The 12725-nt window shown below is 60.3% G+C and carries 12 protein-coding genes; 4 read left to right on the forward strand and 8 right to left on the reverse strand.

Going from position 1 to position 12725, the window contains the following annotated elements; translation table 11 throughout:
- Window positions 1-12 precede the first annotated feature (12 nt).
- On the reverse strand, window positions 13-966 hold the full coding sequence (locus FEM54_RS11090) for an adenosine deaminase (RefSeq protein ID WP_138450877.1): 954 nt from the start codon (window positions 964-966) through the stop codon (window positions 13-15).
- 194 nt (window positions 967-1160) lie between these two features.
- Here FEM54_RS11090 and FEM54_RS11095 point away from each other — a divergent pair, with 194 nt between their 5' ends.
- Window positions 1161-2252, forward strand: a complete 1092-nt coding sequence (locus FEM54_RS11095; protein ID WP_099550556.1) for a calcium:cation antiporter — start codon at window positions 1161-1163, stop codon at window positions 2250-2252.
- 296 nt (window positions 2253-2548) lie between these two features.
- Here the strand turns inward: FEM54_RS11095 and FEM54_RS11100 are convergent, their stop codons facing one another.
- The 3 genes from FEM54_RS11100 to FEM54_RS11110 all read right to left on the reverse strand — a co-directional run bounded on the left by FEM54_RS11100 (window position 2549) and on the right by FEM54_RS11110 (window position 5157).
- Window positions 2549-3907, reverse strand: coding sequence for an 8-oxoguanine deaminase (locus FEM54_RS11100; protein WP_138450879.1), 1359 nt, complete (start codon window positions 3905-3907; stop codon window positions 2549-2551).
- 187 nt (window positions 3908-4094) lie between these two features.
- The gene (locus FEM54_RS11105; protein WP_017134720.1) at window positions 4095-4781 is read right to left on the reverse strand and encodes an SDR family oxidoreductase; all 687 of its coding nucleotides are present in this window, start codon (window positions 4779-4781) and stop codon (window positions 4095-4097) included.
- A 25-nt stretch (window positions 4782-4806) separates the two neighbouring features.
- The gene (locus tag FEM54_RS11110; protein WP_099550558.1) at window positions 4807-5157 is read right to left on the reverse strand and encodes a MerR family transcriptional regulator; all 351 of its coding nucleotides are present in this window, start codon (window positions 5155-5157) and stop codon (window positions 4807-4809) included.
- An 83-nt stretch (window positions 5158-5240) separates the two neighbouring features.
- Between FEM54_RS11110 and FEM54_RS11115 the strand changes: the two genes are divergently transcribed.
- Window positions 5241-5657: a hypothetical protein gene (locus tag FEM54_RS11115; protein WP_138450881.1), complete on the forward strand. Its 417-nt coding sequence runs from the start codon at window positions 5241-5243 to the stop codon at window positions 5655-5657.
- Window positions 5658-5723: 66 nt separating this feature from the next.
- Here the strand turns inward: FEM54_RS11115 and FEM54_RS11120 are convergent, their stop codons facing one another.
- From FEM54_RS11120 to FEM54_RS11135, 4 genes are all read right to left on the reverse strand, one after another.
- Window positions 5724-6305, reverse strand: a complete 582-nt coding sequence (locus tag FEM54_RS11120) for an IMPACT family protein (RefSeq protein ID WP_065930576.1) — start codon at window positions 6303-6305, stop codon at window positions 5724-5726.
- A gap of 12 nt (window positions 6306-6317) precedes the next feature.
- Window positions 6318-6977 (reverse strand): TetR/AcrR family transcriptional regulator, encoded by a 660-nt coding sequence (locus tag FEM54_RS11125; RefSeq protein ID WP_017134724.1) that lies wholly within the window; start codon window positions 6975-6977, stop codon window positions 6318-6320.
- 87 nt (window positions 6978-7064) lie between these two features.
- Window positions 7065-8459, reverse strand: coding sequence for a uracil-xanthine permease family protein (locus FEM54_RS11130; protein ID WP_026013502.1), 1395 nt, complete (start codon window positions 8457-8459; stop codon window positions 7065-7067).
- An 88-nt stretch (window positions 8460-8547) separates the two neighbouring features.
- Complete coding sequence (locus FEM54_RS11135; RefSeq protein WP_017134726.1) at window positions 8548-9468, reverse strand: LysR family transcriptional regulator; 921 nt, start codon at window positions 9466-9468, stop codon at window positions 8548-8550.
- A gap of 125 nt (window positions 9469-9593) precedes the next feature.
- On the opposite strand from FEM54_RS11135, the gene aptA reads away from it, so the two are divergent.
- Window positions 9594-10943: an omega-aminotransferase AptA gene (gene aptA / locus FEM54_RS11140; RefSeq protein ID WP_017134727.1), complete on the forward strand. Its 1350-nt coding sequence runs from the start codon at window positions 9594-9596 to the stop codon at window positions 10941-10943.
- Window positions 10944-10982: 39 nt separating this feature from the next.
- Window positions 10983-12476, forward strand: coding sequence for a CoA-acylating methylmalonate-semialdehyde dehydrogenase (locus FEM54_RS11145; RefSeq protein ID WP_124416352.1), 1494 nt, complete (start codon window positions 10983-10985; stop codon window positions 12474-12476).
- Window positions 12477-12725: the final 249 nt, after the last annotated feature.

Below are 12725 nucleotides of genomic sequence, written 5' to 3' on the forward strand. Positions count from 1 at the left end.
GCGTTTATGCAGTTATGTCTTCACGAGCCGCGCATCCAGGCTGTTCTGCGCCAGGCGTTTGGCCTGGTCCTGGGTCATGCCCAGGGAGGTGTACAGCGCGTGGAAGTTCTCGGTGACATAGCCGCCGAAGTACGCCGGGTCATCCGAGTTCACCGTCACCTTCACGCCACGCTCAAGCATGTCGAGGATGTTGTGCTGGGCCATGTCGTCGAACACACAGAGCTTGGTGTTGGACAGCGGGCACACGGTCAGCGGGATCTGCTCGTCGATGATGCGCTGCATCAAGCGTTCGTCTTCGATGGCGCGTACGCCATGGTCGATACGCTGGATTTTCAGCAGGTCGATAGCCTCCCAGATGTACTCGGGCGGGCCTTCTTCGCCGGCGTGGGCCACGGTAAGGAAGCCTTCATGGCGGGCACGGTCGAACACGCGCTGGAACTTGCTCGGTGGGTGACCCATTTCCGAGCTGTCCAGGCCGACGGCCACAAACGCGTCACGGAACGGCAGCGCCTGGTCGAGGGTTTTCTCGGCTTCGGCTTCGCTCAGGTGGCGCAGGAAGCTCAGGATCAAACCGCTGGTGATACCCAGTTGCTGCTCGCCATCTTTAAGCGCAGCGGCGATGCCGTTGAGCACCACTTCGAATGGCACGCCACGGTCGGTGTGGGTCTGCGGGTCGAAGAACGGTTCGGTGTGGATCACGTTCTGTTCTTTGCAGCGCAGCAGGTAGGCCCAGGTCAGGTCATAGAAATCCTGGGACGTGCGCAGCACATCGGCGCCTTTGTAATACAGGTCGAGAAACTCTTGCAGGTTGTTGAAGGCGTAGGCCTTGCGCAGGGTTTCGACGTCATTCCACGGCAGTGCAATCTTGTTGCGTTCGGCCAGGGCAAACAGCAACTCAGGCTCCAGCGAGCCTTCCAGGTGCAGGTGCAATTCAGCCTTGGGCAGGGCGTTGAGCCAATCGTACATGTTCTAAATTCTCATCAGGTGCAATGGCGGCATTCTACAGGCCATGGCTGAAATAGTCGGCAAAACCTGACCAGCAGGAGAGTATTGGTTTTATTCGCGCAAGGGCCATCTGAACTAAGGTGTAACGAAACGTTAGCGACGTGGTGCAGTCTGTACCCCATCAATGACTGATTTGCTGCACAAAAAGGCCCGGAATGCTCACATCCCTCAAGCAAGAAAAATTCATGTGGCTGGCGTTGATCGCCGCCATCGCCGCCTACCCGTTGGAGCACTGGATGCTGCACAGCGGGCAGATGATCGCCCTGCTGGGCGGCTTGGCGCTCATCGCTTTTATTGTCATGGCGTCGATGCGCGTCGCCCACCACGCCGAGCAACTGGCGGAAAAGGTCGGTGACCCTTACGGCACCATGATCCTCACCCTCGCCGCCGTGCTGGTGGAAGTGGTGATCCTGGCGATCATGATGAGCAACGAGCCCTCGCCGACTTTGGTACGTGACACGATCTATTCGGCGGTGATGCTCGATATCAACGGCATCCTTGGCCTGGCCGCGCTGATGGGCGGCATCAAGCATGGTGAACAGTCCTACAACGATGACTCGGCACGCAGTTACAGCGTGATGATCCTCACCGCCATGGGCGTATCGATGGTGGTGCCGGAGTTTATTCCCGAGGCTGACTGGAAAATTTACTCGGCCTTCACCATCGGCGCGATGGTGTTGCTCTACACCCTGTTCCTGCGCATGCAGGTCGGGCCACACAGTTACTTCTTCAGCTATAGCTACCCGGAAAAACGCCGAAAAAAGCAGCCGGAAGAACAGCAGGAGCCGTCGATCAACCTGGCGTTTTCCATCGGTACGTTGGTGTTTGGCGTGATTGTGATTGGCGCATTGGCCGAGGTGATGTCCAAGACCCTCGACCTGGGCCTGGAAGGTACGGGCGCACCGCCGGTGATTACCGCGATTGTGGTGGCGGCGATTTCGGCCGCGCCGGAAATTCTGACGGCGTTGCGTGCCGCCTTGGCTAACCGCATGCAGTCGGTGGTCAACATCGCACTGGGTGCATCGTTGTCGACGGTGATTTTGACGGTGCCGGTGATGGAAGCCATGGCGCTCTACACCGGCCAGCCGTTCCAGATGGCGATGACACCGGTGCAGACCGTGATGGTGTTGATCACGCTGGTGGTGAGTGCGATCAACCTCAATGATGGCGAAACCAATGCCATCGAAGGGATGACGCACTTTGTGTTGTTTGCGACCTTTATCATGTTGTCGTTGCTTGGGGTGTAACCGGCCCTCAAGCACACCCTAAATCCCATGTGGGAGCCGGGCTTGCCCGCGATGGCATTAACTCGGTATGGCTGAAAGACCGAGGTGCCTGCATCGCAGGCAAGCCAGCTCCCACATGTGTTGTTTGCGACCTTTATCATGTTGTCGTTGCTTGGGGTGTAACCGGCCCTCAAGCACACCTTAAAACCCATGTGGGAGCCGGGCTTGCCCGCGATGGCATCCACTCGGTATGGCTGATAGACCGAGGTGTCTGCATCGCAGGCAAGCCAGCTCCCACAGTTGGCTTTGTGCAGGGCTCAGGTTCCGGCGATCAGTTGTTTCGCCGCCTGGCTGTGATCGGCGATCAAGCCTTTCAGGTCCAGCCCTTCAACCTGCCCATCGATCACCCGCCACTTGCCGCCGATCATCACCCGATCCGCGCGGTCGGCGCCGCACAGCAGCAGCGCCGAAATCGGGTCATGGCTGCCGGAAAAGCGCAGCTCATCGAGTTTGAACAGCGCCAGGTCAGCCTGTTTGCCCACGGCCAACTCACCGATATCCGTGCGCCCCAGCAACTGCGCCGAGCCTTTGGTGGCCCAGCCCAGCACGCCTTCTGGGGTGATCTTTTCTGCGCCGTAACGCAGGCGCTGGATGTACAGGGCCTGGCGCGCTTCGAGGATCATGTTCGAGGCATCGTTGGAGGCCGAACCGTCGACGCCCAGGCCAATCGGCGCGCCGGCGGCGAGCAGGTCCAGGGTCGGGCAGATGCCGGAAGCCAGGCGCATATTCGAGCTTGGGCAATGGCAGATACCGGTGCCGGCGGCGCCCAGGCGGGCGATCTCATCCGGGTTGAAGTGAATGCCGTGGGCCAGCCAGGTGCGTGGGCCGAGCCAGCCAACGCTGTCGAGGTAGTCCACCGTGCGCAGCCCGAAACGCTGCAGGCAGAAGTCTTCTTCGTCGAGGGTTTCGGCCAGGTGCGTGTGCAGGCGCACGTCGAGGCTGTTGGCCAGTTCGGCGCTGGCTTGCATGATTTGCGGGGTGACCGAAAACGGCGAGCAGGGCGCCAGGGCGATCTGGATTTGCGCGCCATCGCCGCGCTGGTGGTATTCGCGGATCAGGCGCTGGCTGTCTTCGAGGATAACCTGGCCTTGTTGCACGGTTTGCTGCGGCGGCAGGCCGCCATCGGCTTCGCCCAGGCTCATGGAGCCGCGGGTGAGCATGGCGCGCATGCCCAGTTCGCGCACGCTTTCTACTTGTACATCGATGGCATTTTCCAGGCCGTCAGGGAACAGGTAATGGTGGTCGGCCGCCGTGGTACAGCCGGAGAGCAGCAACTCTGCGAGGGCGACTTTGGACGCCAGCGCGAGTTTTTCCGGGGTCAGGCGTGCCCAGACCGGGTACAGGGTTTTCAGCCACGGGAAGAGCGGCTGGTTCACCACCGGCGCCCAGGCGCGGGTCAGGGTTTGGTAGAAGTGATGGTGAGTGTTGATCAGCCCCGGCAGGATCACATGTTCGCGTGCATCGAATACTTGTCCGCACGGCACGGTGGGCTCTTTTCCCAAGCCCAGCACTTCGGTGATCACACCGTCTTGCAGCACCAGGCCACCACGGGCGTCGAGGCCATTGGCGGTGAAGATCGCGAGGGGGTTTTTTAACCAGATACGGGTCGCAGGCATTGGCCGGCTCCTCTGAATGATGGGTTCAGGTTTGCCAGCTCAGTGTTGCCCTGTCTGCTGATCCAGGGTCGCCGGTGAGGGCGAGGAGCAGAGTTTACGTGTAGTCCATGATCAGGTCTATCTGTAGGAGCGAGGTGCTCTTGAGACCATCGCGGGCAAGCCCGCTCCCACAGGTTGGACCGAGCTGTTACCAGGCGATGGTGTCGCCCTTGTAGTCCACGAAGTGATGGCCGCCTTTGCCGGTGTAGGCATTCACCTGATCCACCAGGCCGCGCACGCTGGTGTCGACATCGATGTGCGCGTTTTCGCCGCCCATGTCGGTTTTCACCCAGCCCGGATGCAGCGACAGCACGGTGAGCTTATGGTCGCCCAGTTGCGTGATAAAGCTGTTGGTCATGGAGTTGAGTGCAGCCTTGCTGGCCTTGTACAGCGCCAGGTCGGAGCCATCGGGAATAGTCACGCTGCCCAGCACCGAACTCATGAACGCCAGCACGCCGGTGTCTTTGCGGATCTGCCCGACAAAGCGCTGGGCCAGGTTGATCGGCGCCACGGCGTTGGTGAAAAACAGTTGGCCGACTTCCGCCAGGGTGGCGTGGCCCGGCTCCTGGTTGGCAGGGCCTTTGACGCCGGCGTTGACGAACAGCAGGTCGAAGGTGCGCTCCTTCAGGCGTTGGGCCAAGGCGATCACGGCTTGTTGATCGTCCATGTCCAGCTTCTCGATCTGCACCTGGCCCACGGCTTTGAGCGCATCGGCCTTGTTCGGGTCGCGCACGGTGGCGGTCACCTCCCAGCCGTCCTGCAGCAGTTGCTTGACCAGGCCAAGGCCCAGGCCGCGCGAGGCGCCGATGATCAGTGCGGTTTTTGGCGTAGACATGAAGGGCTTCCTTTGGAGTGGAGGTTCACGGATTCAGTGGACAACGTTGCCCGAGCCTTTGCTGCAACTCCTGGCGCAGATGGCCGAGTTCAGTGATGCGGGTTTCGATCAGGTTGAGCTTGTCTTGCAGCAATTGTGTGACGGCAGCGTCGGGATCGGGCGCCTGCCATAAGGCGGCGACGCTGGTGCCGATCTCGCCGAGGCTGAAACCCAGGCGCTGCGCAGTCTTGATATAGAGCACCAGTTGCAGCATGTCCGGCGGGTAGTCGCGGTAACCGTTGGCGCTGCGTTGCGCGGCGATCAACCCGCGCTGCTCATAGAAGCGCAAGGTGTCGCGGCTGACCTGGCTGGCCTGGGCTAATTCGCCGATACGCATGAGACGGGCTCGAGAGGGCTTGACCCTGGAGCATACTCCAGGCTTTAGCCTGCTGGCTTCTTGAATTGAAGGAGCTTGCTGCTATGTGGACACAAAAACGCTACCGGACATTGGTGCGGGCCAGTGCCTGGTATGACTTGATCATCACCGCCGCGTTTGTCACGCCGTGGAGTTTTGCATTAGTACACGGCCTGTTGCAGGGCTTGAACCTGCCGGGCGAGCTACCGCCGTTTCTGCCTGCGCATGTGCTGATGGCCAACCTGCTCGGCTCGATCGTGTGCGTGTGGGCAGTGCTGCGTATTCGCGACCCTCAACGCCAATTCGGGCTGTATGACGCGGCCGGCCGTGGTCTGTTTGCGACCTGGCAGCTGTACGCGCTGATGCAGGGCTCCACGTCGGTGCTGTGGATAATTCTGCTGTTGGAACTGCTATGGGGCGTTGCGCAAATACTCCCGGTGAATACTGATCAAAAAATGACCGGCGCCCGTAAGCCCTTATGACAAAAGGGTTACAGACGGGTGTGCTCAGGTTATCCACAGGCAGGTGCACAGTAGATGTGGGCAGTTTCAGCGTTCGAGCAGGATGCGCCCACGGCTGAGGTCGGCGAGCTGGGTTTGCAGCGTGTCGATGTGCGCCTCGCCGAGTGCGAGCTGTAGCTCGACGCCGTTGGCGGTGAAGGTTTCTTCCACCACCAGCCCGCCCAGTTCGGCCACGCGCAGTTTCACCAGGTTCAATTCCGAGAAACTGCAGGCACAGCTCAGCGGCACGCGGCTGATCAGCTCGATGCGTTCGGCATTCTGCAGGCATTTGTTCGCGCCGCCGCCGTAGGCGCGAGCCAGGCCGCCGGTGCCCAGCTGGATGCCGCCGTACCAGCGAATCACCAGCACGGCGACCTGATCAAAGCCTTGGGCTTCAATGGCGGCCAGGATCGGTCGCCCGGCCGTGCCGCCGGGTTCGCCATCGTCGTTGCTGCGGTACTGGTCGGCGAGCTTCCAGGCCCAGCAGTTGTGCGTGGCGTTGAGGTCGCTGTGCTGCTCGAAAAACGCCTGGGCGTCTTGCGCGCTGGTGATCGGCGCGGCCAGGGTGATAAAGCGGCTTTTGCGTATTTCTTCACGAAATTCGCAAAGGCCGGTCAGCGTGAAAGGCATAAGTCGCTTCGTTTATAGGGCCGGCTTGATGCCGCAGCCTTTGAGGATGATATGGATCAGGTTGGTGCCGGCGTCTTCCATGTCCTGCTTGGTCAGCTTGGTGCGACCAGTGACGCGGCAGATCTGGGTGGCGAAGTCGGCGTAATGCTGGGTGCTGCCCCACAACAGGAAGATCAGGTGTACGGGGTCGATGGGGTCCATCTTGCCGGCTTCGATCCAGGCCTGGAACACCGCTGCGCGGCCACTGAACCAGGCGCGGTAGTCCTGGCTGAAATATTCGGTCAGGCATTCGCCGCCACTGATGATCTCCATGGCGAAGATCCGCGAGGCTTGGGGGTGGCGCCGGGAGAATTCCATCTTGGTGCGGATGTAGCGTGTCAGCGCGACGGCGGGGTCGTCCTCGGCGGTCAGCGCGTTGAAGGTGCTGTCCCACAGTTCGAGGATATTGCTCAGTACCGCGATGTACAGGCCGAGCTTGTTGGTGAAGTAATAATGCAGGTTGGCCTTGGGCAGCCCGGCACTCGAGGCAATGGTGTTCATGCTGGTGCCTTTGTAGCCATGACGCGCGAATTCGTCTTCAGCCGCCTGGAGAATCGCTTGTTCATTCTTTTGCCGAATACGGCTGGCAGGTTTACCGGCGTGGTTGCTGTGGGCAGGAACTTCGAGGCTCATGGAGGTTTCCGTGCTGATCGATAGAGACGACGTGTGCACAGATAACCCACCCTCAAGCCTCAGACAAGTCCCGATGCAATAAAACCGTCAAAGCGGTTCCAGTGTGTCGCTTTCCGGCGCGTGGTTTGCGCCTGCGGTATTCGCTTTGGCCTCGGGTAATAACAGGCACAACACGATGGCCGTCAGGCCGCCGCTGGTGATGGCCGAATCGAACAGGTTTTGCACCAGAGGCGGCATCAAGTGCAGCAACTCAGGTTGGGCGGCGATGCCCAGGCCAACGCCGAACGAGGTGGCGATGATCAACATGCTGCGTCGGTCCAGCGGCGCCTGGGCCAGAATGCGCACGCCGGCGGCGGCCACGCTGCCGAACATCACCAGGGTTGCGCCGCCCAATACCGGTTTGGGGATTTGCTGCAGCACCGCGCCGATCAGTGGAAACAGGCCGAGACAGAACAGCAGCACACCAATGTATAAGCCGACGTAACGGCTGGCCACGCCGGTGAGTTGGATCACGCCGTTGTTCTGCGCAAACGTGGTGTTGGGGAATGCGCTGAAGGTGGCGGCGATCATGCAACTGACGCCATCACCCAATACGCCGCCCTTGAGTCGACTTATATAAGAAGGGCCGCTGATCGGCTGGCGGGCGATCATGCAGTTGGCGGTCAGGTCGCCAACGGTTTCGATACTGCTGATCAGATAAATCAGCGCGATGGGCAGGAAGGCGCTCCAGTCGAAGTTGAAACCAAAGCGAAACGGCATCGGTACGCTGATCAATGGCAAGTCGGGCAAGGCTTGGGGCACCAGCTTGCCGCTGAACCACGCGGCCAGGCTGCCGAGGGCCAGGCCGATGATGATTGCCGAGAGGCGTACCCACGGCGTGTTCGAGCGGTTGAGCAAGATGATCGTCAACACGACGAACAACCCCAAGGCCAGGTTGGTCGGCGCGCCGAAGTCAGGCGCATTGAAACCGCCACCCAGGTCGGTGATGCCGACTTTGATCAGGCTGATGCCGATCAAGGTGATGACAATGCCGGTGACCAAGGGCGTGATCACACGGCGCAATTGGCCGATAAAACGGCTCAACACGATCTGCACCGCCGCGCCGAAAAAGCACACGCCAAAGACCATCGCCATGATGTCTTCCGGGCTGCCGCCGCGTTGCTTCACTAGAAAGCCTGCTGACAACACCGCGCCGAGAAACGCAAAGCTGGTGCCTTGCAGGCAGATCATGCCGGCGCCGATACCAAATGGCCTGCGTGCCTGGATGAAAGTGCCTACGCCGGACACCATCAACGCCATGCTGATCAGGTAGGGCAGGTGGGCGGTGAGCCCCAACGTAGAACCGATGATCAGTGGCGGGGTGATGATGCCGACAAAGGCGGCCAGCACATGTTGCAAGGCTGCCAGTAGGGCCGGCAGTGGTTTCGGTCGGTCGTTCAGGCCGTAGATCAGGTCGTTGGGGCTCAAGGTTTCTGGTGGCATGGCGGGCAAACTCAGGGCGGACGGTTCAAGGTCCTGGTTCCCTTGCAAAAAGCTGTCCAGTTGCTCAGCTTTTAGCGAGAGGCCCGAATTAGCGCGTTGCCGCCAGACTCTCCAGAAAGCTTTCCAGCACCAAATGAGGGCGGCGACCCTTGCGCGTGACCGATGCGAGGCTCAAATCGTAAAAACGTGTAGCCGGTTTCAGCGCGCGCAGTCGGCCTTGTTGTACCCACAGGCTGGCGTAGTGGTCGGGCAGGTAGCCGATATAGCGGCCGGTGAGAATCAGGAACGCCATGCCTTCGCGGTCCGAGGCGCTGGCGGTGCAATTGAGTGCCTGGTAATGGGCCTGGATTTCGGCGGGCAAGCGAAAGGTCGGGGCGATGGCGTCCTGGCTGTCGATACGTGGGTCGTCCAGTTGCTTGTCGTCCGCGTAAAACAACGGGTGGCCAACCGCGCAGTAGAGCAGTGAGCGTTCGCTGTATAGGGGTTGGTATTCCAGGCCGGACAGCGCGCTCGCCTGAGGTACTACGCCGACATGCAGGCGACCATCGAGTACACCTTGTTCCACCTCGTTCGGCGCGATCATGCGGATCTGGATTTGTACGTCGGGGCCGCGTTCCTTCAACTGCGCCAGGGCGTGGGTGATGCGCATGTGGGGCAGGGTGACCAGGTTGTCGGTGAGGCCGATGATCAGTTCGCCGCGCAAATGCTGATGCAGGCCGTTGACCTCGGTGCGAAAGCTTTCCAGCGCACTTAATAGCTGCAAGGCCGATTGGTAGACCTCGCGGCCTTCTTCGGTCAGGGAGAAGCCGGCACGCCCGCGCTGGCACAGGCGCAATCCAAGGCGTTGCTCCAGGTCGCTCATCTGCTGGCTGATGGCCGAGCGGCCGATGCCGAGCACGGTTTCGGCCGCCGAGAAGCCGCCGCACTCCACCACGCTGCGAAAGATGCGCAACAGGCGGATATCGAAGTCGCTGACTTGGGCCAGGGGATCGGGTCGACGGCTGCTCATAGTTTAGTGAAGGCCTGACTGAAGGTTAGAAGAGTTGGATTTCACCGACTTTATCGCCGTGGCAATTTAGCTGCAACAACGCTTTTCAATCCCGACGCTGCCTTTTGCCCTGCGAGGTTTTGCTGATGAACATGCCCGAAAACGCCCCATCGTCCCTGGCCAGCCAACTGAAGTTGGATGCGCACTGGATGCCTTACACCGCCAACCGCAACTTCCAGCGCGACCCGCGCCTGATCGTCGGCGCTGAAGGCAGCTGGTTGATAGATGACAAGGGCCGCAAGGTGTACGACTCGTTGTCGGGCCTGTGGACGTGTGGCGCCGGGCACACCCGCAAAGAGATTCAGGAAGCAGTGTCCAAGCAACTGGGCACCCTGGACTACTCCCCGGGCTTCCAATACGGTCATCCGTTGTCCTTCCAGTTGGCGGAAAAGATCACCGACCTGACCCCAGGCAACCTGAACCACGTGTTCTTCACCGATTCGGGCTCCGAGTGCGCCGATACTGCGGTGAAGATGGTGCGTGCGTACTGGCGCCTGAAAGGCCAGGCCACCAAGACCAAGATGATCGGCCGCGCCCGTGGCTATCACGGTGTGAACATTGCCGGAACCAGCCTGGGTGGCGTGAACGGCAACCGCAAGCTCTTCGGTCAGGGCCTGATGGACGTTGACCATCTGCCGCACACGTTGCTGGCGAGCAATGCCTTCTCCCGTGGCATGCCGGAGCTGGGCGGCATCGCCCTGGCCGATGAGCTGCTCAAGCTGATCGAACTGCACGACGCGTCGAACATCGCAGCGGTGTTTGTTGAACCGATGGCCGGTTCCGCTGGCGTGCTGGTGCCGCCACAGGGTTATCTCAAGCGACTGCGTGAGATCTGCGACCAACACAACATCCTGCTGGTGTTCGACGAAGTGATCACCGGTTTCGGCCGTACCGGCTCGATGTTCGGCGCCGACAGCTTTGGCGTGACCCCGGACCTGATGTGCATTGCCAAGCAAGTCACCAACGGCGCGATCCCGATGGGCGCGGTGATTGCCAGCAGCGAGATCTATCAGACCTTCATGAACCAGGCGACGCCGGAATACGCGGTGGAATTCCCCCACGGCTACACCTACTCGGCGCACCCGGTGGCTTGCGCGGCTGGCTTGGCGGCATTGGACCTGTTGCAGAAGGAAAACCTGGTGCAGAGCGTAGCCGAAGTCGCCCCGCACTTTGAGAATGCGTTGCACGGGTTGAAGGGCAGCAAGAATGTGATCGACATTCGTAACTACGGCCTGGCCGGCGCGATCCAGATTGCCCCGCGTGACGGTGATGCCATCGTGCGTCCATTTGAGGCCGGCATGGCCTTGTGGAAAGCGGGTTTCTACGTGCGCTTTGGCGGTGACACCCTGCAGTTCGGGCCAACCTTCAACAGCAAGCCGCAGGACCTGGATCGTTTGTTCGATGCGGTCGGCGAAGTGCTGAACAAGATCGACTGATTTCTCCTTCTATATAGAACAACTTTTCAGGAGCCCTGCATGAGCCTTATCCAGCATTTGATCAACGGTGAGTTGGTCAATGACAGCGGCCGTAGTGCCGACGTGTACAACCCGTCCACCGGCCAGGTGATTCACCAAGTGCCATTGGCCAGCCGTGAAACTATTCAACAGGCGATCGACTCGGCCAAGGCGGCGTTCCCTGCCTGGCGTAATACCCCACCGGCCAAGCGTGCCCAGGTGATGTTTCGTTTCAAGCAATTGCTGGAGCAGAACGAAGCGCGTATTTCGCAGTTGATCAGCGAGGAGCATGGCAAGACCCTGGAAGACGCCGCCGGTGAACTGAAACGCGGCATCGAGAACGTGGAATACGCCTGTTCGGCGCCGGAGATTCTCAAGGGCGAGTACAGCCGTAACGTGGGGCCGAACATTGATGCGTGGTCGGACTTCCAGCCGTTGGGTGTGGTGGCGGGTATTACTCCGTTCAACTTCCCGGCGATGGTGCCGCTGTGGATGTACCCGCTGGCGATCGTGTGCGGTAACTGTTTCATCCTGAAACCATCGGAGCGTGATCCAAGCTCCACGCTGCTGATTGCGCAGCTGTTGCAGGAAGCCGGTCTGCCCAAAGGCGTGCTGAGCGTGGTGCATGGGGACAAGGGCGCAGTGGATGCGCTGATTGAAGCGCCGGAAGTCAAAGCCCTGAGTTTTGTGGGGTCGACGCCGATTGCCGAGTACATCTATTCCGAAGCGACCAAACGTGGCAAGCGCGTGCAGGCGCTGGGTGGGGCGAAGAACCATGCGGTGCTGATGCCGGATGCGGACCTGGATAACGCGGTCAGCGCTCTGATGGGCGCGGCGTACGGTTCCTGCGGTGAGCGTTGCATGGCGATTTCGGTGGCCGTGTGCGTGGGTGACCAGGTGGCGGATGCGTTGATCGCCAAGTTGGTACCGCAGGTCAAGGCACTCAAGATTGGTGCGGGCACCTCTTGCGGCCTGGATATGGGGCCGTTGGTGACGGGGCAGGCGCGGGACAAGGTCAGTGGTTATATAGAGGACGGTGTGTCGGCGGGTGCCAAGCTGGTGGTCGACGGTCGTGGGTTAAGTGTTGCCGGGCATGAAGAGGGCTTCTTCCTGGGCGGCAGCTTGTTTGATCGCGTGACCCCTGAAATGCGCATCTATAAAGAGGAGATCTTCGGGCCGGTGCTGTGTGTGGTCCGCGTTGACAGCCTGGAAGCCGCGATGCAACTGATCAACGATCATGAGTATGGCAACGGTACCTGCATCTTTACCCGTGACGGTGAAGCGGCGCGGCTGTTCTGTGATGAGATCGAAGTGGGCATGGTCGGCGTAAACGTGCCGTTGCCCGTGCCGGTGGCGTACCACAGCTTTGGCGGCTGGAAGCGTTCGCTGTTTGGCGACTTGCATGCCTATGGGCCGGATGGGGTGCGTTTCTATACCCGTCGCAAGGCGATTACCCAGCGTTGGCCGCAGCGGGCCAGCCATGAAGCGTCGCAGTTCGCCTTCCCGAGTCTGTAAGGCGTAGTAGGTGAAGGCCGGCCCCTTGGGGCCGGCTTTTGTGCTTTTGCGGCCTTTTTGACCTATATGACAGAAATGTGAAAGAAAGGGATTGACGGCGTTTTATATCTGTCTATAATTCGCCCCACTTCCGGCGCAGTCGAAACGGAAAACTCCTTGGTAAACAACGAGTTACGAAGTTTTCGGCAGCAAGTTGCTTCAGTTCATCGAAGCCAAAAGGAAGTTGAAAAAGAGGTGTTGACAGCAGCG

This window comes from Pseudomonas edaphica, from assembly GCF_005863185.1.
Taxonomy (GTDB): Bacteria; Pseudomonadota; Gammaproteobacteria; order Pseudomonadales; family Pseudomonadaceae; genus Aquipseudomonas; species Aquipseudomonas edaphica.